Source organism: Photobacterium sp. SP02 (genome assembly GCF_038519165.1).
GTDB lineage: Bacteria > Pseudomonadota > Gammaproteobacteria > Enterobacterales > Vibrionaceae > Photobacterium > Photobacterium halotolerans.
In genome coordinates, this window is sequence record NZ_JASJOJ010000020.1 from 18,426 (window position 1) to 39,671 (window position 21,246).

The 21,246-nt window shown below is 52.9% G+C and carries 17 protein-coding genes; 10 read left to right on the forward strand and 7 right to left on the reverse strand.

The genetic code is table 11. The features are described from left to right. Window positions 1-136: 136 nt before the first annotated feature. Window positions 137-1,402 carry a D-amino acid dehydrogenase gene (locus P0Y67_RS10705; RefSeq protein ID WP_342391852.1) on the reverse strand — a complete coding sequence of 422 codons (1,266 nt, stop codon included), beginning with the start codon at window positions 1,400-1,402 and terminating at the stop codon, window positions 137-139. Window positions 1,403-1,610: 208 nt separating this feature from the next. Here P0Y67_RS10705 and P0Y67_RS10710 point away from each other — a divergent pair, with 208 nt between their 5' ends. After that, window positions 1,611-2,519, forward strand: coding sequence for a LysR substrate-binding domain-containing protein (locus tag P0Y67_RS10710; RefSeq protein WP_342391893.1), 909 nt, complete (start codon window positions 1,611-1,613; stop codon window positions 2,517-2,519). On the opposite strand, the gene P0Y67_RS10715 is transcribed toward P0Y67_RS10710, so the two are convergent. Beyond that, window positions 2,508-3,278, reverse strand: a complete 771-nt coding sequence (locus tag P0Y67_RS10715; protein ID WP_342391853.1) for an ABC transporter permease — start codon at window positions 3,276-3,278, stop codon at window positions 2,508-2,510. The two genes, P0Y67_RS10710 and P0Y67_RS10715, sit on opposite strands and share 12 nt — an antisense overlap. Beyond that, complete coding sequence (locus P0Y67_RS10720; protein ID WP_446728827.1) at window positions 3,271-3,837, reverse strand: ABC transporter ATP-binding protein; 567 nt, start codon at window positions 3,835-3,837, stop codon at window positions 3,271-3,273. Before P0Y67_RS10720 ends, P0Y67_RS10715 begins: the two co-directional genes overlap by 8 nt. Before the next feature lie 263 nt (window positions 3,838-4,100). On the opposite strand from P0Y67_RS10720, the gene P0Y67_RS10725 reads away from it, so the two are divergent. Continuing rightward, entirely contained in the window at window positions 4,101-5,969 is a 1,869-nt protein-coding gene (locus P0Y67_RS10725; protein WP_342391855.1) for an ABC transporter ATP-binding protein, read from the forward strand. A gap of 72 nt (window positions 5,970-6,041) precedes the next feature. Here the strand turns inward: P0Y67_RS10725 and P0Y67_RS10730 are convergent, their stop codons facing one another. After that, the gene (locus tag P0Y67_RS10730) at window positions 6,042-7,385 is read right to left on the reverse strand and encodes a cytochrome-c peroxidase (protein WP_342391856.1); all 1,344 of its coding nucleotides are present in this window, start codon (window positions 7,383-7,385) and stop codon (window positions 6,042-6,044) included. Window positions 7,386-7,889: 504 nt separating this feature from the next. On the opposite strand from P0Y67_RS10730, the gene betI reads away from it, so the two are divergent. The 6 genes from betI to choV all read left to right on the forward strand — a co-directional run bounded on the left by betI (window position 7,890) and on the right by choV (window position 15,005). Next, window positions 7,890-8,480, forward strand: coding sequence for a transcriptional regulator BetI (gene betI / locus P0Y67_RS10735; RefSeq protein WP_192017201.1), 591 nt, complete (start codon window positions 7,890-7,892; stop codon window positions 8,478-8,480). Window positions 8,481-8,565: 85 nt separating this feature from the next. After that, complete coding sequence (gene betB, locus P0Y67_RS10740; RefSeq protein WP_342391857.1) at window positions 8,566-10,026, forward strand: betaine-aldehyde dehydrogenase; 1,461 nt, start codon at window positions 8,566-8,568, stop codon at window positions 10,024-10,026. 56 nt (window positions 10,027-10,082) lie between these two features. Next, window positions 10,083-11,777 carry a choline dehydrogenase gene (gene betA, locus P0Y67_RS10745; RefSeq protein WP_342391858.1) on the forward strand — a complete coding sequence of 565 codons (1,695 nt, stop codon included), beginning with the start codon at window positions 10,083-10,085 and terminating at the stop codon, window positions 11,775-11,777. A gap of 155 nt (window positions 11,778-11,932) precedes the next feature. After that, window positions 11,933-12,877: a choline ABC transporter substrate-binding protein gene (locus P0Y67_RS10750; protein WP_342391859.1), complete on the forward strand. Its 945-nt coding sequence runs from the start codon at window positions 11,933-11,935 to the stop codon at window positions 12,875-12,877. A 68-nt stretch (window positions 12,878-12,945) separates the two neighbouring features. Further along, window positions 12,946-13,794: a choline ABC transporter permease subunit gene (gene choW, locus P0Y67_RS10755; protein WP_342391860.1), complete on the forward strand. Its 849-nt coding sequence runs from the start codon at window positions 12,946-12,948 to the stop codon at window positions 13,792-13,794. A gap of 2 nt (window positions 13,795-13,796) precedes the next feature. After that, entirely contained in the window at window positions 13,797-15,005 is a 1,209-nt protein-coding gene (choV, locus tag P0Y67_RS10760; RefSeq protein ID WP_342391861.1) for a choline ABC transporter ATP-binding protein, read from the forward strand. A 123-nt stretch (window positions 15,006-15,128) separates the two neighbouring features. Here choV and P0Y67_RS10765 read toward each other — a convergent pair whose 3' ends face one another. After that, window positions 15,129-15,401 carry a hypothetical protein gene (locus tag P0Y67_RS10765; RefSeq protein ID WP_342391862.1) on the reverse strand — a complete coding sequence of 91 codons (273 nt, stop codon included), beginning with the start codon at window positions 15,399-15,401 and terminating at the stop codon, window positions 15,129-15,131. A 263-nt stretch (window positions 15,402-15,664) separates the two neighbouring features. Here P0Y67_RS10765 and P0Y67_RS10770 point away from each other — a divergent pair, with 263 nt between their 5' ends. Beyond that, the gene (locus tag P0Y67_RS10770) at window positions 15,665-17,311 is read left to right on the forward strand and encodes a GMC family oxidoreductase (RefSeq protein ID WP_342391863.1); all 1,647 of its coding nucleotides are present in this window, start codon (window positions 15,665-15,667) and stop codon (window positions 17,309-17,311) included. A 75-nt stretch (window positions 17,312-17,386) separates the two neighbouring features. Here the strand turns inward: P0Y67_RS10770 and P0Y67_RS10775 are convergent, their stop codons facing one another. Further along, window positions 17,387-18,415 carry an AraC family transcriptional regulator gene (locus tag P0Y67_RS10775; RefSeq protein ID WP_342391864.1) on the reverse strand — a complete coding sequence of 343 codons (1,029 nt, stop codon included), beginning with the start codon at window positions 18,413-18,415 and terminating at the stop codon, window positions 17,387-17,389. 380 nt (window positions 18,416-18,795) lie between these two features. Between P0Y67_RS10775 and P0Y67_RS10780 the strand changes: the two genes are divergently transcribed. Further along, the gene (locus P0Y67_RS10780) at window positions 18,796-20,766 is read left to right on the forward strand and encodes an alkyl/aryl-sulfatase (protein WP_342391865.1); all 1,971 of its coding nucleotides are present in this window, start codon (window positions 18,796-18,798) and stop codon (window positions 20,764-20,766) included. A gap of 86 nt (window positions 20,767-20,852) precedes the next feature. Here P0Y67_RS10780 and P0Y67_RS10785 read toward each other — a convergent pair whose 3' ends face one another. Beyond that, entirely contained in the window at window positions 20,853-21,242 is a 390-nt protein-coding gene (locus tag P0Y67_RS10785) for a VOC family protein (protein WP_161442582.1), read from the reverse strand. Between the last annotated feature and the right edge of the window lie 4 nt (window positions 21,243-21,246).

Consider the following 21,246-nt stretch of genomic DNA (forward strand, 5'->3'; position numbering starts at 1 on the left):
ACTCACGCGCCGGACAGCCAGGCGATGGAGGGGTGAACCTGTGACGGGGCCAGCATGCGAAGAGATGAAGCTTAGTGAAGAAAGGGGAAAAGGAAAGACCCCGGTCAGGCGCTGACAGCCTGACCGGGTGAAAACATTAACCTGCAGTGTGCAGATAACGGTGAATCGATAAGCCGTCTGTGTCGATATCCGTGTCATTGCCACTGACAATATCGGCCAGCAGGCGACCCGAACCACAGGCCATGGTCCAGCCCAGCGTGCCGTGCCCGGTATTGGTGTAAAGATTATCAAAAGGCGTCTTGCCTATAACCGGGGTGCCATCCGGTGTCATCGGACGCAGGCCAGTCCAATACTCGGCCTGGTTCAGATCGCCGCCTTCAGGAAACAGATCATTGACCACCATGGCGATGGTTTCTTTGCGCTGCTCGGTCAGGTGCAAATTAAAGCCCGCCAGCTCGGCCGTACCAGCCACACGGATACGGTTATCGAACCGTGTCATAGCGACTTTATAGGTTTCATCAATCACGGTCGATACAGGGGCGCCGTCACTGTCTTTCAGCGGCATGGTCAGTGAATACCCTTTGACCGGGTAAACCGGCAGTTGCATACCTAAGGTGCCCAGCATAGCTGTTGAGTAACTGCCCAGCGCCACCACATAAGCATCGGCTTTGAACTCGCCTTTATCGGTATCGACAGCCACAATGCGCCCCGCTTCATGGCGCAGTCCTTTAATTTGGGTATCAAACACAAAAGTGACACCGGCCTGCTCAGCCAGAGCGGTCAGTTGCTGGCAGAATTTATAACAGTCGCCGGTCTCATCATCCGGCAATCGCAAGCCGCCCGCGACTTTTTCACGCACTTTCGCCAGCGCGGGCTCTGCAGCAATACATCCGGCCACGTTCAGCAGTTCAAAGCGTATACCGCTTTCTTCCAATACCTGAATATCTTTACCGACCGCATCAAGCTGAGCTTGGGTACGTAACAACTGCAAGGTGCCTTGCTGACGGCCTTCATACTGCAAATCATGTTGCTGACGCAGCTCAATCAAACTTTCCCGGCTGTAATTTGCAACACGTAACATGCGGGCTTTATTGCGCTGATAGCTGACATAGTTGCAATTGGCCAGCATCTTACCCATCCAGCTGTACAAATCCGGCGATAACGACGGTTTGATTTTCAGCGGCGCATGTTTTTGTACCAGCCATTTAATGGCTTTCGCCGGAATGCCAGGCGCTGCCCACGGTGAAGAGTAGCCGTAGGAAATCTGCCCGGCATTAGCAAAACTGGTTTCTTCTGCACTGCGGGACTGGCGGTCAATAACCGTCACCTGATGCCCGTTCTGCGCCAGATACCAGGCTGACGTCAGCCCGACAACACCGCTTCCTAATACAATGACTTCCATACGTTTCTCTCTTCGCTGTGGCTGGGTGGCGGTAAGAAAACGCCAATACGCTCTCCATACCTTAATAAAAGCGCAGATTGCGCGATTTACATCGCCTTAACAATCGATAATTATTAACATCAGCGTATAGTTTTTCTATAAGCTGATAGTCAAAGCCTAGCTGACTGGCAATGTCAGCGCGACCCGAAGAGATAAAGAGAATATGTCTGTGATAAAAGGCAACCTGCTGGCGGCGCTGGCCACGTTTGATGTCGCCGCCAGAACCACCAGCTTTACCGGTGCAGCCAGTCGGTTACATATCACGACAGGTGCGGTCAGCCAGCAAATACGGCAGCTGGAGCAGCAACTTGGCTTCCCGGTGTTTCAACGTCATGCCAGAGGGATCACCCTGACCGAACAGGGCCAGCGGCTGCATCAGGTTGTCAGCCGGAGCCTGACTGATATTGCCGAGGTTATTCGAGAGCTTCAGACTGATCGCCAACCCGAGGGGGAAATTCGCCTCAGGCTTACCCCTTCCTTTGCCTTCAAATGGCTGGTGCCCAGATTGCATGATTTCTATCAGCACTACCCTGACATCAATATCCAGACATACGCCGATGGCGCTCTGGTCGACAGCCGGGACACAGATTGCGATTTAGTGATTGATTACCGCCGTGATGACGAAATTAAAGATGACGGCAAAACCAGCCTGTTGATGGCGGAATCCCTGCTGCCGGTCATGAGTCCCGACTATCAGGCAAAGTTCGACTGGTTGCATCCGCAAGCCTGGCACCAGGTGACGTTACTGCATGATGCGATGCCGTGGCGTCAGGCGGAGCGGGATACCGAGTGGCGCTACTGGTTTAACAGCATGCACATACAGGCCGACAGCCGGCGCGGCCACTTTTTTAACCGGACAGACATGGCAATGGCAGCCGCCGAAGCCGGACTGGGGGTCGCCATGGCGCGGCAGGCATTGATAGGTGATGACGTCAACAAAGGCCGGCTGGTGTCACCGTTTGCCCCCCTGCAGGCCAATGCGGGTTATTACCTGATCAGCCATCGCCACTCTGCAGCCATTGACTGTTTTGTGCAATGGCTGAGAGCACAGATTGATTCGATGATCCTAGAGCACTAACTGACCATAGCGGTTGAAGGCAAACCGGCTCATCATGCCTAAGGTGACCGCCACACTCACAGAGACGGCAACAAGAATGGCGATCATGATCGCCAGCTGATACTTCACCGCCAGCACAGGCTCTGTGCCACCGAGGATCTGACCTGTCATCATACCCGGCAAGGCCACGATTCCCAGTGTGCTCATACTGGCTAACTGCGGCATTAACGCCGCTTTGACCGCCTCTCGCTGAAACGGCTGGATCGGATGCGGCGCACCCATTGCCAGATAAAACTGGTACTCGTTATTTTTCTCTTTCAGGCTGGCATACCAGCGCTCCAGCGCCAGTACATTGGCGGTCAGAGCATTACCCAGAATCATTCCGGCGACCGGGATCAGGTATTGCGCCTGCCACCAGGGATCGGCATGAATCAAACCCAACAGCATAGGCGGCAGCACCACAAACAAACACACCAGCAAGCCAGTGATCACGGCCAGTGTGGCTTTTCCGATCGCAATCCCCGCACGGCGGCAGATACTGAAACCTGCCACTGTCACCATGATAGCCAGCCATAACAGATTCAGACCGAGATGCTGGAAATTAAACAGGGTTTGCAGATACAAACCCACCACAGCAAGCTGCAAGGTCATGCGAAGCACGGCAGTGACGGTCGACTGACTCAGTCCCAATTGCCAGCGGTAAAACAGCGCCAGCGGCACCAGCAGCAACAGATAAAAACCGGCCAGCGACAGGTTTGAAATCGCAACAGCATTATTCATCACTGACTCCCAGTTCAATCTGATACTCGGCCGATGCCAGCCAGTGAGGATCATGGGACACAGACACACACGTCAGTGGCTGTAACGCCAGCTGAGCCATCACCTTATCACGGCTGGTACTGTCCAGCGCCGAGGTTGGCTCGTCCAGCAGCCAGATGGGCCGGTCCATCAACAGTGCCCGGGCAATAGCGACCCGTTGCTTTTCGCCCCCGGACAACGCACTGACCGCTTTGTCCAGCCCATGGGCAATATCCAGTGACAACAGCAGATCCGCACAGCGTTTATCGTCGGGGATATCGCCTTTCACCGCCTTCAGTGTCCATGGCAGCCGTAAGACATCCCCCACCGTTTCGCCCCCCATCACTGGCGTTTGCGGTAAATAGCAGAATTGCTGCCGCCACCAGCGTAAATTGCCGGGGCTGATTGCCTGCCCCTGCCACAGAAAATGACCTGAACTGGCAGGCTGTAAACCAGCCAGTACTTGTAACAGACTTGATTTTCCGCTACCCGAGCGGCCGGAAAGAGCAAGGTGTTTGCCTGCTGGCAAACTTACCGTCAATGCTTGATCCTGGGATTGTTCAAATCCGGACCTCAGCATGTTTATCTTTAACTGAAGCTGACTGTCAGACATTCTGTTCGCCTATTCACGCCGGACACCTAAAATTGATGCATCATTATGGTCAGATTCTGATAAAATATTGCCGTTATTTCTGACACATTAAAGAACACTCAAAAAGTAAACAGTGTTCAGCCGTAATGCTTACGGCCATCCTTTAAGGCTATCGCCTATTGCGTCACATGCACAATTGGAATCAATAATTTATGTTTAAATTCTTTGAGAAACTGACGGCGCCTTTCCCGGACGAAACGCCTCAGCAGCCCCCGGGCAGCCTGCTGGCATTTTGCCGCTACTATACACGTGGTTTCGGTTGGCCATTATTGGCAATGTCTGTTCTCAGCGCCTGTATTGCCATTGTTGAAGTTACTTTATTAGGCTTCATGGGTCAGCTGGTTGACCTGCTGGCTCAACACTCACCTGACACTTTTCTGGCCGAAGAGAGCGGAAAACTCTGGATGATGGGTCTGCTGATTGTGGTGCTGATCCCCTTCCTTGCTTTCACTCACTCAATGATCATGCACCAGACCCTGCTGGGGAACTATCCGATGTCGATCCGCTGGCTGGCACACCGCTATCTGCTGCGCCAGAGCGTCTCGTTTTATCAGGATGATTTTGCCGGACGCCTTGCGACCAAAGTGATGCAGACGTCGCTGGCCGTCAGGGAAACCGTGATGAAAATGGTGGATGTGCTGGTTTACATCAGCGTGTATTTCACCGCCATGATTGTCATGATGGGAAATGCCGATATCATTTTGATGTTGCCTATTCTGGTATGGCTGATGGCCTATGTCGGTATTCAGTTCTACTTCGTACCGAAAATGAAAAAAATCGCCACCGAGCAGGCCGACGCCCGTTCTATGATGACCGGCCGTATTGTCGACAGCTATACCAATATCACCACGGTGAAACTGTTCTCGCACACCAACCGTGAAACCGAATATGCCGAAGAAAGCATGCAGGGTTTTCTGGATACGGTATACCGCCAGATGCGCCTGGCAACCAAATTCATTTTGAGTGTCGATGCCATTAACTACCTGCTGCTGTTCGTGATAGCTGCTGTCTCGATTGGGCTGTGGATGAACAGTGCCGTGACTGTGGGTGTTATTGCCGTGGCTATCAGTATTGCGCTGCGGGTGCAGGGCATGTCTAAATGGATCATGTGGGAAATCGGTGCGCTGTTTGAAAACATTGGTACAGTCGTCGATGGCATGAAAACCCTGTCTAAGCCGGTATCGATTGAAGACAAGGCCGATGCGCAGCCACTTGATGTGACTCAGGGCGGCATTGAATTCGATAACATCAGCTTCCACTATGGCGAGAAAGACAAAGGCGTTATCGAGCAGCTGAATCTGCATATCAAGCCCGGTGAGAAAGTGGGTGTGGTCGGCCGCTCTGGCGCCGGTAAATCAACGCTGGTCAACCTGCTGATGCGTTTTCACGACCTGGAATCCGGTGCCATCCGCATTGACGGCCAGAACATCGCCGATGTCACGCAAGATTCACTGCGCGGCAATATCGGGATGATCACCCAGGATACTTCTCTGCTGCATCGCTCTATCCGTGAAAACATTCTTTACGGCAGACCCGATGCAACAGAAGAAGAGCTGCTGGCAGCTACCCGTCAGGCGCACGCCCATGAATTCGTTGAAACACTGACCGATCCGCACGGCAATGCCGGCTACGATGCACAGGTCGGTGAGCGCGGTGTGAAACTGTCCGGCGGTCAGCGCCAGCGTATAGCCATTTCTCGCGTGCTGCTGAAAGACGCACCGATTCTGGTGATGGACGAAGCGACCTCAGCGCTGGACTCAGAAGTTGAAGCGGCAATTCAGGAAAGCCTGTACCAACTGATGCAAGGCAAAACGGTTATCGCCATTGCGCACCGTTTATCAACCATTGCGGCCATGGATCGCCTGATCGTCATCGACCAGGGCCAGATTGTTGAGCAAGGCAGCCATCAGGAACTGCTGAGCAAGAACGGCATCTATGCCCATTTGTGGGCACACCAGACCGGCGGCTTTATCGCCTGTGATCTGGAAGAAAGCCAGCCCGAAGCGGAAATGGCAAAATAACCTGCTGCCAGCCTGAAACAAACAAAACCAGCCCCAGGGCTGGTTTTTTTATGCATCCTCAACCGGTACGTATCAGGGAGTTTCACTCTCTGCGCCCGTCCCTGCTTCCTCTGGCGGGAAAGGATCACTGAATATAGGATTACTCAGGAAGCTGTCATCGGTCAGGGTTTCGAGGAAAGCCACCAGCGCTTCTTTGTCCGCCTGGGTTAATCCCATTCTGACGGGCCGTCCGGCGCGGTCTCTCAAGTCGGGGCTGAGGTTAGCGTGGTTATTGATACCGCTGTTGTAGAACTCAATCACTGACATCAAATCAGGCAAGTGCCCGTCGTGGAAGTAGGGGGCGCCGACGGCAATATTGCGCAGCGATCCCGTTTTGAAGAATCCGGCCAGATTGCCGCCCACACCCTGATCCGGGTCATTATTGCTGACTGAGCCATTGTTGTGATTTCTGTCCAGCACAAAGGCGGTGGTGGTGTGGCAATCAATGCAGTTCAGAGAATCAAACAAATCCAGTCCTCTGAGTTCCTGCTCGGTTAGCACAGGTGTCGGATCATTGTTCAGTTCTGCCTGAACCGCCTGATCGAACCTGGACTCATAACTCACCATGGCCCGCATAAACTGGGACATTGCAAAGGCTATCCGCTGGCTGGTGATGGCTTCATCACCGAAAGCCTCGGTAAACAACTGGCCATAAAAACTGGTCTGCCCCAGCTTGGTTTCGAGATCGAACAGGTTCATGCCCATCTCTACCGGATCCTGGATTGGCATCAGCGCCTGAACTTCCAATGTTGCGGCCCGTTCATCCCAGAAGAAACGGCCGGGATCGTAATAGCGGGAATTGGTCAGCCCCATAGAGTGGCGGCCTGTGTGTCCTCCTTCAAACCCTGTGCTCAGTTGCGCCGGGTCGGTGAAGCCATGCTCCTGTTGATGGCAGGAGGCACAGGACACTGTGCTATTGGCCGATAAGCGGACATCATAGAACAGAATCCGGCCCAGTTTCGCTACCGGATTGCTTAACTCGTTATCATTGGGTGTATTGTCTTCCGTCGCCACGCTGGTAAAGCGAATGTTGTTAAATTCGGTGCTGGACAAACTGGTGTAGTAACCAGGTTGGCCTGCTACATAGGTTTCATAGTCCGGACTGGCTTGGGTATCCGGTAATGGCAGTCCATCGATATCCACCCTGGGTTCCGGATCAGGTTCCGGATCAGGATCACCATCGCCGGGAGGCTGGCCATCGCCTGAGCCGTCACCGCCCCCATCACCAGGATTGTTGACAGGCGAACCGTCGCCGCCTGAGTCACCGGGAACCGCAACAGGTGGCGAGTTATCCCCGACTGTCGGTTCATCGTCATCATTACATCCCGCGAGTGCTGTTAATGCCACAGCCAGCAAAAAGACATGTGAGTACTTCATGGTTACACCTCTGCCTAACCACTGCATTTGTTGTTATTCGTCGAGGGTCTGGCGGTGTAGGTCCCGCCTAATGAAAACAGTAGCAGTTGAAGGAGAGGAAGGGTTTCTGAATAGTAAGACGGAGTTCCAACAGATTTGCAGAAGCGGCCGGCCCGGATGCTGCTAACCAAACCTAACCCGGACAGCCGCAAGACATACTGAACCATTTATGTCCAAGACAGTACCAGTCGCAGTCAAAACCATCCGGATGTTAACGACTTTAAAACATGAAAATCATCGTAGTTAACGCCAAAGATTCGACAGCAAATCAAATTAACCTGAATATTTTCTTACCAACCAGAACAACCTCATTAATACCAATAAAAAACAACAAGATAAACTGAATACAACCAAAAATAATCACACAACTAAACATTACAACACTAAACATTTTTTGACTTAGATCATTCAATGTGTCATTTTATTTTTAATTAATCGTTCAATTAAAAAAATTGGTGACTGATCATGCCCAAAGTAGGAATGCCGGAAATCCGAAAACCACAGCTAGTGGAAGCCACTATGGCAGCCATAGATGAAGTGGGGCTGGCAGGGGCCAGTGTGGCGCTGATCAGCAGAAAAGCCGGGGTGTCACCGGGTATCATCAACCACTACTTTGGCGGTAAGCACGGTCTGCTGGAAGAAACTATGCGTTCGGTACTGCGCCAGCTTTCGCATACCGTGATGGAACACCTGGCGAGCGTTGACAAGAAAGATGTCCCGGGCCGGATCAAAGCCATTGTCGCCGGTAATTTCGACAGCTATCAGGTCGACAACAAAGTCGTCAAAACCTGGCTGTCCTTCTGGGCGCAGGCCATGCACGACCCGCAACTTCACCGCCTGCAGCGGGTTAACGAAAAGCGCCTGCTGTCTCACCTTCGCCATGAATTAAAGCAAGTGCTGCCTGCTGACAAAGCCTTGTTTGTCGCCCAGGGCACAGCCGCACTGATCGACGGCATCTGGTTGCGGGGGGCATTGACCCCGGGTGGTATCAGCCCGACCCAGGCGCAGTCCATCATTACCGATTACCTCGAAAAGCAACTGGCGCCTTATCTTTAATCACAGTGCGCCGACAAGCAGACATTCATCATTCTTCGGGACTGATGCTACCCCATCAGCCACGACACAGGAGCAGAGAAGCAGTATGACCATGACATCCCTGTACATTCACGGCCAAGCCATTCAAGCCACTTCCGGCGAACACTTTGCAACCCGCAATCCGGCCACCGGTGAAGTGATCGCTGAGATCGGCCAGGCTTCTGAAGCCGATATGGCCCGCGCGATTGAATCTGCCAAAGCCGGTTTTGCCAAATGGTCTGCCATGAGCGGTGCCGAACGGGGCCGTATTCTGATGAAAGCGGTCGCGCTGCTGCGCGAACGTAACGACGAACTGGCGGCACTGGAAGTGCAGGACACAGGCAAACCGCTGCAGGAAGCGCTGGAAGTTGATATTGCGACGGGTGCCGATGTGATCGAATACTACGCCGGTCTGGCAGCAAGCCTGTCCGGTCAGCAGCAGGATCTCGGTCACGGCCAGTTCTTCTATACCCGACGCGAACCACTGGGCATTTGTGCTGGTATCGGCGCCTGGAACTACCCGATCCAAATCGCGATGTGGAAATCTGCTCCCGCTCTTGCTGCCGGGAATGCCATGATTTTCAAGCCGTCTGAAGAAACACCGCTGACCGCGCTCAAGCTGGCTGAAATCTATACCCTGGCTGGTGTCCCTGACGGTGTGTTCAACGTGGTTCAGGGTGATTATCGTGTCGGCCAGATGCTGTCACGCCACCCGGAAATCGCCAAAGTGTCCTTCACTGGTGAATGCGGTACAGGCAAGAAAGTGATGGCCGATGCCGCCGGTACCCTGAAAGACGTCACTATGGAGCTGGGCGGTAAGTCACCGCTGATCGTGTTTGACGATGCCCAACTGGATAACGCTGTATCAGCCGCCATGATGGCGAACTTCTACACCCAGGGCGAAGTGTGCACGCACGGCACCCGAGTATTTGTTCACGATGCGGTTTACGACGAGTTCCTGACTCGTCTGGCAGCGCGCACCGCCAAGCTGAAAGTCGGCGACCCGAGCGATATCAATACCCAGATTGGCGCCCTGATTTCTGCTGATCATCTGGAAAAAGTGCTGGGCTTTATTGAAGCTGGCAAGCAGTCCGGCGCCCGTCTGCTGGCCGGTGGTCATCGCGTGACCGAAAACGGTCTGGACAAAGGCAACTTCGTTGCGCCAACCATCTTCGCCGACTGCACCGATGACATGCCGCAGGTCAAAGAAGAAATTTTTGGCCCTGTGATGTCTGTGCTGCGTTTCAGTGATGAAGACGAAGTGATTCGTCGTGCCAACGATACAGATTACGGCCTGGCGGCCGGTATTTTTACCCAGAACCTGTCGCGCGCTCATCGCCTGATCGCTCGCATTGAAGCCGGTATCTGCTGGATCAACACCTGGGGCGGTTCTCCGGCAGAAATGCCGGTCGGCGGCTACAAGCACTCGGGTGTCGGGCGCGAAAACGGCCCGGATACCCTGAATCATTACACTCAGACCAAGAGTGTGCTGATTGAACTGGGTGATCTTGAATGCCCTTACCAGTAACCACGTATGTGGAAAAAACACGCCAGGCCAAAGAGAACAGACGAAAAGGGGACGCCATGAAGCAAGAATTTGATTACATCATTGTCGGTGCCGGTTCAGCAGGTTGTGTGCTGGCCGACCGCCTGACCGAAAGCGGCGAGCATCAGGTGCTGCTGCTGGAAGCCGGTGGCAGCGACAAAAGTATTTTTATTCAGATGCCAACGGCGCTGTCGTACCCGATGAACAGCGATAAATACGCCTGGCAGTTCGAGACTCAGCCGGAGTTTGGCCTGGATGGCCGCCAGCTGCACTGCCCGCGCGGTAAAGTGCTGGGTGGCAGCTCATCGATCAACGGTATGGTGTATGTCCGTGGTCACGCCTGCGACTTCGACGAATGGGAAGCGCACGGCGCGACTGGCTGGAGCTACCGTGAGTGTCTGCCCTACTTCCGCCGGGCTGAAAAATGGAAAGACGGTGAAGATGCCTACCGCGGCGGAGACGGCCCGGTCGCCACCTGTAACGGTAATGATATGGCGCTCAATCCGCTGTATCAGGCCTTTATTGATGCCGGTCAGCAGGCCGGTTATCCGGCAACAGACGATTACAACGGTTATCAGCAGGAAGGTTTCGGCCCTATGCACATGACGGTGGATCAGGGGGTGCGGGCCTCTACCTCGAACGCTTACCTGCGCCGGGCAATGAAGCGCACTAACCTGACACTACTGACCGGTGTACTGAGCCGCAAAGTCCTGCTGGAAGGCAAAACAGCCACCGGTATTGAGTTTGAACGCGGCGGTAAGGTGCAAACGGCGACCGCGAGAAAAGAAGTGATTCTGTCAGCCGGTTCGGTCGGCTCACCGCAATTGCTGCAGCTGTCGGGCATTGGCCCGAAAACCGTGCTGGAAGAGGCAGGTATTGAGGTGAAACACGACCTGCCGGGCGTGGGTGAAAACCTGCAGGATCACCTGGAAGTCTATTTCCAGTACGCATGTAAAGAGCCGGTGACCCTGAACAGCAAGCTAGGCCTGATCAGCAAAGGCATGATCGGCACCCGCTGGATCCTGTTCAAAGACGGACTGGGTGCCACCAACCACTTTGAGTCCTGCGCCTTCATTCGTTCGCGTGCCGGTCTGAAATGGCCCAATGTGCAGTACCACTTCCTGCCCGCCGCGATGCGTTACGACGGTCAGGCCGCTTTCGACGGTCACGGTTTTCAGGTCCATGTCGGCCCGAACAAGCCAGAGAGCCGCGGCCGGATCTGGGTGACATCGGCTGATCCGAAAGCCAAGCCGGGTATTGAGTTCAACTACATCAGCACCGAGCAGGACAAGCAGGACTGGCGCGATACCATCCGCCTGACCCGAGAGATACTGACCCAGCCGGCAATGTCGGCGTACCGAGGACAGGAGATCCAGCCGGGCGAAAATATCCAGAGTGATGAAGCCATTGATGCCTGGGTGCGTGAAAACGTCGAGAGTGCTTATCACCCGTCCTGCACCTGCAAAATGGGCAGCGACAAGGATGCCATGGCGGTACTGAACAGTGACTGCCAGGTGCGTGGCATCGACAGTTTGCGAGTGGTCGACTCCTCTGTCTTCCCGACTATTCCCAACGGCAACCTCAACGCGCCAACCATCATGGTGGCAGAAAAAGCCGCCGATAAGATTCTGGGCAAACCTGCCCTGCCCGCGGCGCATGTGCCGGTCTGGATTGCGGACAACTGGCAGGAGCAGCAACGCAGCAAAGAACCTGAAGCTGCTGACGCGAACTAACGCTCAACAATGAACAACAGCACCTTTTAGTGGTGGTGATATTCACCACCACAGGGCCACTGCATGCCTGTTTTCAGTCAGCAGGCGGGCCTGTACTCACGCCTCAGCCGAACACGAGGCTAAATAACAGCAACGATATGGATAAAGGACACGTCATGACGACAATCAAGAAAACCATCAAGTACACTGCATTTGCGACACTTTTTGCTGCCGGCACCCAGCCTGTAATGGCTGCGCAGTGCGACACGGTTCGCTTCTCTGATGTGGGCTGGACCGACATCACTGCCACTACAGCCGTGACCAGCGAAGTGCTGAAAGGTTTGGGTTACAGCACCAAAACACAGCTGTTGTCTGTGCCTGTCACCTATTCTTCCATGGCCAATGGTGACATAGATATCTTCCTTGGCAACTGGATGCCGACCATGGAAGGCGACATTGCCAAATACCGCGACAACGGCACCGTTGAAACTGTGCGCGCCAATCTCGAAGGCGCTAAATACACCCTGGCCGTACCGAAATACGTTTACGATGCCGGCGTGCACAACTTTGCCGATCTGGCGAAGTTCGAAGACAAATTCCGCGGCCGGATCTACGGCATTGAACCGGGTAACGACGGCAACCGTCTGATTCAGGACATGATCGACCAGAACGCCTTCGGACTGGAAGACTTCCGTCTGGTGGAATCCAGCGAAGCAGGCATGGTTTCTCAGGTGAAACGGGCCGTGAACCGTGACCAGTGGGTGGTTTTCCTGGGCTGGGCGCCGCACCCGATGAACAATAATTTCGAGCTGAAATACCTGGACGGCGGTGATGACTTCTTCGGCCCTAACTACGGCGGCGCCAGCGTGTTTACCAATGTTCGCAAAGATTACCTGCAAACCTGTCCGAACGTTGGCCAGCTGCTGCAAAACCTGACATTCAGCCTGGAGATGGAAAACACCCTGATGGGTGACATTCTCAACGATCAGAAAAAACCGGCAGCAGCGGCGAAAGCCTGGCTGAAAGACAACCCGGCCGTGCTGGATAAATGGCTGAAAGACGTGACTGCTCTCGACGGCAGCAAGGGCACTGACGCCGTGAAGAATTACCTGAACATTTAATAATTTGCCGCAGGTGCTGAACCTGGCGCCTGCGGCCGCTTTTGTTGTACCCCTTTTAAGGAGTTAATGTGAATTTTATTACCGATCATAAGATCCCACTGGGCGAATGGATGGCAAACCTGGTCGACTGGCTGACTTTCAATGCGGCCGGCTTTTTCGACGCCATCTCCTACAGCCTGGAATCTCTGATCATGATGCTGGTGGATGTGTTTAAGTGGATGCCACCTGCGGTGCCGATTCTGATCACCGCGCTGCTGGCCTGGGCGCTGCACCGCAGTATTTCGCTGGTCGCTTTTGTGGTGGTCGCGCTCTTGTTGATCCTCAATCTGGGCTACTGGCAGGAAATGCTGGAAACCTTTGTACTGGTGCTGACCGCCACTTCAATTTCAGTGCTGGTTGGCGTGCCCATCGGCATTATGGCAGCGCACCGGCCGTGGCTGTATACCCTGATGCGGCCGATTCTTGATCTGATGCAGACTATCCCGACTTTTGTATATTTGATCCCAACCCTGGTGCTGTTCGGTCTGGGTGTGGTTCCGGGCTTAATTTCCACCATTATTTTTGCCATTGCTGCTCCGATTCGACTGACCTACCTGGGGATCAGCCGCGTACCGGAAGAACTGCTCGAAGCAGGTCAGGCCTTCGGTGCGACACGTTCCAAGCTGCTGTTCAAAGTAGAACTGCCGGCGGCAATGCCAAACATCATGGCGGGTATAACCCAATGTATCATGCTGTCTCTGTCTATGGTGGTGATTGCCGCGCTGGTGGGTGCCGATGGTCTGGGTAAACCCGTGATCCGCGCACTGAATACCGTGAACATTTCGCAGGGCTTTGAAGCAGGTCTGGCGATTGTACTGGTCGCTATTATTCTCGACCGCCTGTGTAAAACCCCGGCCAGCAAAAATCAGGAGGGCTGAACATGACTGCCATTCGAATTGAAAACTTAGACGTCATCTTCGGTAAAAATACCGAGCAGTCACTGGCACTGCTGGATCAGGGCAAAAGCCGCCAGGAGATCATCGATCAGACCGGCGATGTGGTCGGCGTCAATAACGTCAGCCTTAACGTGCAGCAAGGCGAGATTTGTGTCCTGATGGGCCTGTCCGGCTCGGGTAAATCCAGTTTGCTGCGGGCCATCAACGGCCTGAACCCGGTTTCGCGCGGTAAGCTGGAAGTGCAGGACGGCGATGGCATGGTCGATCTGGCCAGCTGCGATGCCACTAGCCTGCGCCACATGCGTACCGAGCGCATTTCTATGGTGTTTCAGAAATTTGCCCTGATGCCCTGGTTATCTGTGCTGGATAACGCAGCATTTGGTCTGGAAATGCAGGGCATCAGTAAATCTGAACGCCGCCGCCGGGCGATGGAAAAACTGGAAATGGTGGGGCTGGCTGAGTGGAAAGACAAGCTGCCGCACGAACTGTCTGGCGGTATGCAGCAACGTGTCGGCCTGGCCCGTGCCTTTACCATGGACAGCGATATCCTGCTGATGGATGAACCGTTTTCGGCGCTCGACCCGCTGATCCGCAGTCAGTTGCAGGACGAATTGCTCGATCTGCAACGCAAACTGAATAAGACCATAGTCTTTGTCAGCCACGATCTGGATGAAGCGCTGAAAATCGGCAATAACATCGCCATCATGGAATCCGGTGAGCTGATCCAGCACGGCAAGCCGGAAGAGATTGTTCTGAAACCTAACACTCAGTATGTGAAAGATTTCGTCGCTCACACTAATCCGCTTAACGTACTGCGAGGCCGCTCGCTGATGACACCGACCAGCGCGCTGGAAAGCCTGGAAGACATGCTGATCCTCAACCGTCACGAAGGCACCCGGCTCAATACCAATGATGATGGTGAAGTACTGGCGGCACGTCGTCAGGATCAGGATCTGGCGCTGCAAAGCTGGCATCAGGGTGACGACCTTGACAGCCTGACTCAGACGCACATAGTGACCACCAGCCCGGATATCTCAATGCGCGATGCGCTGGAAATCCGCTACCGTACCGGCCAGCCAGTGCTGCTGACCGAGCGTAAAGAAGGTGACAAGAATACATTGGTGGGTGTGCTGTCCGATCAGGACTTCTACCACGCCTTACTGGGGAAACACTTTGAGGCGAAATTGGCGTAATCCTTCGGCCTCAAGCCCTTTCTATCACCGTCAAAAGCACGCTTCCAAGCGTGCTTTTTTATGCTGCTATTATCCTCCCATCACGCGCTTCGCCTGCCGGCCATGCCTTCGCAACTTCATACATTAATACCTATCCAGCTCAGGGCTTGCCACCAGCTTATTCCAAAATGCCGACAGACCTTCACCAGAACGGATTCTCTCCGCCCATACCGCACCGACAATCAAGCCAATGGCAGTGAAACTCATCACCACTGCCCCATTGACTTCCCCCAGCACCAAACAAACCGGCCCGGCCAGTAACAAACCAAACATCGCAGGGGTGACAGCGAGCATTATCCACATCGAAAGAGCAATCAGCCCAGAGACAGCTTTCAACACAGTGACATCCTTATCCACAGGGGTAATCCGCTTACCAGATAGTAAGATCCTAATCGCTAATGCACTATGTTGCACTTATGATTACCAGGAAATGTTGAGAAGTGTGATCCTGTGCCAGAGGCAAGCGATTGCTTATAAACCAATGATTTTTAAGTAATAAATTTTCATTAATTTGACACAATTCATAAAAACGACCAGATGATAATGATTTGGCGTCCTCAGCAAACATCAAAATGTTAACAATTTGATAAAATATTCTCAGTTGCTTGCAAGGAGGCACTATGAAATCTCGTTATGATTATATTGTTGTCGGTGCCGGTTCTGCTGGCTGTGTACTGGCCAACCGCTTAACAGCCAATGGAAAGTACTCAGTGCTGGTGCTGGAAGCCGGTCCGTCGGACAAAACTCCTGTTGTCAGTACCCCTGGTGCCTTCGCGTATTTCATGTTTTCCAGGAAATATAACTGGGCCTACAACGCAACGCCCGATCCTGCACTGCGTAACGGACAACCTGTCTTCGTACCGCGAGGCAAAGTGCTGGGCGGCAGCTCTTCCGTGAACGGTATGCTCTATGTCCGTGGTCAAAAAGAGGATTACGACCATTGGGCTGCACTGGGCAATGCCGGCTGGGGCTTTAATGATCTGCTGCCTTACTTTAAAAAATCCGAATGCAACGAGCGCGGAGCCGATGCCTTTCATGGTGACAGTGGCCCGCTGCATGTCAGTGACCGTCAGGCCCAGTATCCGCTCACAGAGGCTTTTATTGAGGCCAGCCAGCAGGCCGGATTCAAATTCAATCCAGATTTCAATGGCGCAGATCAGGAAGGCGTGGGTTATTACCAATGCACGATAAAAAATGGCCAGCGCTGCGGGGCTGCCCGTGGTTATCTGCACCCGGCCATGGAGCGGAAAAACCTGACCGTACTGACGGAAGCGACAGTAAAAAAAGTCGTTATTGAAGATAAGAAGGCCATTGGGGTCAGCTTCACCTACAAAGGGCAGGATCTCACTTTCCATGCTGATCAGGAAGTCATCCTCAGTGGCGGTGCCATCAATTCACCACAGCTGCTGATGCTGTCGGGTATCGGCGACCAGGATCACCTCGCAGCGCATGGCATTGACTGCCAGCACCATTTACCGGGTGTCGGCGAAAACCTGCAAGAGCATGTCGATGCCTGCGTGCTGGTCAAAAGTAAGAAAAAAGACGGCTTCACCGCTTCACTCGGCGGCCTGTTACGTATGACTCCCGATACACTGAAATATGTGCTGAAGAAGGAAGGCAAACTGTCAAATTCCATCACTGAAGCGGGCGGATTTATCAAATCCCGGGATGATTTGGATCGCCCTGATATCCAGCTGCATATGTTGCCGTTGCTGTTTGACGACAGCGGCCGCGATTTGAAACTGATGGCTCAACATGGTTATTCCTGCCACGTCTGTGTACTGCGCCCGAAAAGCAGCGGGACAGTAAAACTCAGATCAGCAGATCCTGTCATGGCACCAGACATTGATTTTAATTTCTTCGCCCATGAGGAAGATAAAAAGGTACTGATCGACGGCATTCGCCAGTTACGTAAAATCCTGGCAGCGCCGGCTTTTGATGGCTACCGGGCTGAAGAGCTGAATCCGGGAATTGAAGCAGACACCGATGAGGCAATCTTTGACAAGATCAAACAGCACATAGGTTTGGTCTATCACCCGGTTGGCACCTGCAAAATGGGTCATGACGCGATGGCCGTAGTAGATACCGAACTCAAAGTGCATGGCGTGAAAGGCTTGCGCGTGGTGGATGCTTCTGTGATGCCAACCCTGATCAGCGGCAATACCAATGCGCCGACTATCGCGATTGCAGAAAAAGCCGCTGAGCTGATACTCAACAGACAAGCCAGCCACCAGCAGCAACATCAGACAGACAGCATCACTGCTTAATGCGCAACCCATCCGCATTTAAAAACCGGCTGCGAAATTCAGCCGGTTGTTAGCTGCAGCGAGGCGATAAATGCACTACCGGATTTGCTCAGAGAGTTGATTGCGGTAGCGGCCCGGTGTTTTCTCGGTCCAGCGCTTAAAGGCCCGATTAAAATTCCCAACACTGGAATACCCCACCAGATAACCAATCTCACCCAATGACAGATGCGGTTGCTCAATATATTCCAGCGCCAGCTTTTTGCGGGTACTTTCCAGAATATCGGTAAACGATGTCCCTTTATCCTGTAACTTTCGCTGCAGACTGCGAAGGCTGATCCCCATAGATTCAGCAATCTCGGTTTGAGTGGGAACACCCATAGGTAATAACTGGCAAAGCTTATTGCGAATAATCTGAATCAGATCATTTTTATCCATCCGCGTCAGAAACTCGTCCAGCATTTTTTCATGGGTTTGTGCCAGCAAGGAATTACCGGTAATGAGTCGCCGTGAAGCCTGCTCGCTATCAAAAACCACCGCATTCATTGCCTGGCCGTAGAGGATCTCACAGCCCATGAACTCACTCAGAAAAGTCTGCCCCTGATCGGCCGCCATCAGACACACTCTGACCGGGTGCAAATCGCCGGGTACCATATCCCTGGCAAATTGCACCATGGTTGCTAAGAAGGTTTCAGCAACAATATCCGGTATAACCGGGGTATGGCTACCTTCGTGGCAGACGATATTCATTCGGAATACGACCTGCTCTGCAGATTCAATCAACTCGATCGAACAAGTATTGGACACCACTCTTTTATAGCGGGCGATACGTTCCAGCGCGTCTTTAAGTGTACTGGATGACATCATGGCGTAGCCAAGCGCGTAGAACACACTGGGATGAAAATTGCAGGCCACCTGCACGCTGACATCCTGGCGAGGTAACCGCTGATTGCAATACTGTAATAGCTTGGTGATTTTTTCTATGCCGATGCGGCTTTCCTGGTGCAACACCTCATTGGGTGAAATTCCGCAAGCTGACAATGCCTGTTGCTCGTTTATCTGGTTCGCAGCCATCATGCGGCTAAAAGGGATCAACCAGCCACTCAAGGTTGAGTAATAAGCATTCATACGCGTATATCGCCTCACTGTTCACATCGAAAGCGTCATGTCATTTAAGCTTGCCATTTAGCCATAAAAGCCAGCCATTGTGGACTGACCACTCAGTCAGCTTTTCTGGCAGACGCACACTTTCACCGATAAACCCAGGTATTCGCAAAAGCCAGCAAAGGACAAAGCCTCATAGTGAAGCTGACATTTGACACACCACACATCAATGACACATTTTATTAACAACCAGCACCCGCGCAACATAAAATGGCGTGAACTGAGAACTCAATAAGACAGTCGTCCTATAAGCTAATTGACTGAATGAGCCTGCATGGCCTGTCAGGGTAGACACAATCGCGCCCTGAACGCCTTACCTCTACGACAAATAACAAGGACGATCTATGCGCCATAGAACTTTAGTCGCCAGTATAATTGTGGCTGTCTTTTCTCAATCCGTTTTTGCCGCCGATCTCAACACAGAAGCGAAAGATGCCAGCCCCTCTACGAAAGCTTATCAAAAGCAGCAGAGAGGCATCCTGCCCTTTTCCGATACCAAAGATTTTGAACTGGTTGAAAAAGGCCTGATAAAACGCCCGGAGGCTGTCACCATCAAAGATGAGAACGGCACCGTTGTCTGGGAATTGGGCAACTATGATTTTCTGATGGGTGATAAATCGCTAGACACGATTAACCCCAGCCTGGAACGTCAGGCCAAGCTGAACATGGCCTACGGCTTGTACAAAGTCTCGGATCGTATTTATCAGGTGCGCGGCTATGATCTGGCAAATATCACCTTCATTAAAGGGGATACCGGCTGGATAGTGTTTGACCCACTACTCACTCCACCGACCGCAAAAGCCGCCTTTGAATTAGTGACTCAGGAACTGGGTGAGTTTCCTATTCACACTGTTGTCTACAGCCATGCCCACGTAGACCATTTCGGTGGGGTAAAAGGCATTGTCTCTCAAGAGCAAGTTGACAGCGGTGAGGTTCAGGTAATTGCCCCTCGTCATTTCATGGAGCATGCGATTAAAGAAAACGTGCTGGCCGGTAATGCCATGACGCGCCGCGCAACCTATCAGTATGGCAACGCGCTGCCTATCGGCCCTAAAGGGCTCGTCGATGCCGCCATAGGCAAAGGTACATCACTGGGTATGATAGGTTTAATCACCCCAACCCGAGAGATCAGTCAGGATACCGAAACCGTCACCATAGACGGCATTGAGATGGTATTCATGAACACCCCGAACACTGAATCGCCATCGGAAATGAACACGTATTTTCCGCAGTTTAAGGCATTGTGGACAGCCGAAAACGTCATTGGCACCATGCACAATGTCTATACCCTGCGCGGCGCCGAAGTACGGGATGCCCAGGGCTGGAGTAAGTACATTAACAGCCTGATCCATGGTGTGGCCAAAGAGGCAGACGTGATGTTTGCTTCACATAGCTGGCCGCGCTGGGGCAATGACTACCTGATGCACGTACTCAAAAAGCAACGTGATATGTACGGCTACATTCATGACCATGCCCTGAACCTGGCCAACAAAGGCGTCACCATCAACGAGATCCATAATGAATTTGAAGTACCTGATTCGCTCGCCAACGAATGGTACAACCGTGGCTATCACGGCTCGTATTCACACAATGTCCGTGCCGTTATCAACAAATATCTGGGTTTCTTCGACATGAACCCGGCAAGCCTGAACCCGCTCAGTCCGGCTGACTCTGCGCCGAAATATGTCGAGGCGATGGGCGGTGCCGATGCCATCATCCAACGGGCAAAAGCCAGCTTTGACAAAGGCGAATACCGCTGGGCAGCAGAGATGCTGGACAAGGTCATTTATGCCGACCCTGACAACCAGCAGGCTCGCCTGCTTCAGGCTGATATTTTCGAGCAGATGGGTTACCAGTCTGAATCGGCTGGCTGGCGAAACACCTATCTGGTCGGTGCTTACGAATTGCGTAACGGCATGCCAACCAATGCGCGAGCCACCCGTGTTGGCCCTGACTTTGTCAGTGCAATGAGTACAGATCTGATTTTCGACTATCTGGGTGTGCGCCTGAACGCAGAAAAAGCGGAAGGGAAAAAACTCACACTTAACTTTGTGTTCCCGGATCGCGATGAACGCTATCTGCTGGAGCTGGAAAACAGCCATCTGAACAACATCCAAGGCCAGCAAAGCGCTAACGCCGATGTCACCATCACCATTAACCGCAGCGATATGGACAAAATGCTGATTAAACAGCAAAGCTTCCAGCAACTATTGCAAGACGGTAAGGTCACAACCCAAGGCAATGTTCAGGCCTTTGGTCAGCTGATGGGCATGATGGACGAATTCCCGTTCTGGTTTAAGATTGCCACGCCGTAATCGCAGGTACTCTGTGTTTCATTCTGCAAAGCCGCTGACATTCAGCGGCTTTTTTCATTTTTCGGCTCAGTCTGACTCAAGCAGGCTCAAGGCAGGTTAATCTGCCAGGACACCCCAAAGCGGTCTGTCACCCAGCCGAAACGCTGGCTGAAACCGTAATTATCCGCAGGCATCAGGGCATTACCGCCTTCGGTGAGCGAGGCATAGACCCGCTCAAATTCGGTTGCCGATTCACAGTCAACAAAGACAGACATCGCAGGCGTAAACGTAAAATGGTGTGAAATGAACGAATCGATAGCGATAAATTCCCGGCCGGCAAGCACAAAACGGGCCTGCCTGACCATGCCTTTCGACTCGCCATCCGGGTAACGCTCAATGTGACGAATTTCAGATCCGGCAAACAGGCTGATATAGAAATTCATCGCCTCTTCGGCATCCCCTTCAAACATCAGATGGGTCAGAATCGCTTGTGCCACGGCA

Coding starts and splice junctions, on each gene's coding strand:
- P0Y67_RS10705 (WP_342391852.1), bottom strand. CDS start 1,402: ATGGAAGTCATTGTATTAGGAAGCGGTGTTGTCGGGCTGACGTCAGCC.
- P0Y67_RS10715 (WP_342391853.1), bottom strand. CDS start 3,278: ATGAATAATGCTGTTGCGATTTCAAACCTGTCGCTGGCCGGTTTTTAT.
- P0Y67_RS10725 (WP_342391855.1), top strand. CDS start 4,101: ATGTTTAAATTCTTTGAGAAACTGACGGCGCCTTTCCCGGACGAAACG.
- P0Y67_RS10730 (WP_342391856.1), bottom strand. CDS start 7,385: ATGAAGTACTCACATGTCTTTTTGCTGGCTGTGGCATTAACAGCACTC.
- betI (WP_192017201.1), top strand. CDS start 7,890: ATGCCCAAAGTAGGAATGCCGGAAATCCGAAAACCACAGCTAGTGGAA.
- betB (WP_342391857.1), top strand. CDS start 8,566: ATGACCATGACATCCCTGTACATTCACGGCCAAGCCATTCAAGCCACT.
- betA (WP_342391858.1), top strand. CDS start 10,083: ATGAAGCAAGAATTTGATTACATCATTGTCGGTGCCGGTTCAGCAGGT.
- P0Y67_RS10750 (WP_342391859.1), top strand. CDS start 11,933: ATGACGACAATCAAGAAAACCATCAAGTACACTGCATTTGCGACACTT.
- choV (WP_342391861.1), top strand. CDS start 13,797: ATGACTGCCATTCGAATTGAAAACTTAGACGTCATCTTCGGTAAAAAT.
- P0Y67_RS10770 (WP_342391863.1), top strand. CDS start 15,665: ATGAAATCTCGTTATGATTATATTGTTGTCGGTGCCGGTTCTGCTGGC.
- P0Y67_RS10775 (WP_342391864.1), bottom strand. CDS start 18,415: ATGAATGCTTATTACTCAACCTTGAGTGGCTGGTTGATCCCTTTTAGC.
- P0Y67_RS10780 (WP_342391865.1), top strand. CDS start 18,796: ATGCGCCATAGAACTTTAGTCGCCAGTATAATTGTGGCTGTCTTTTCT.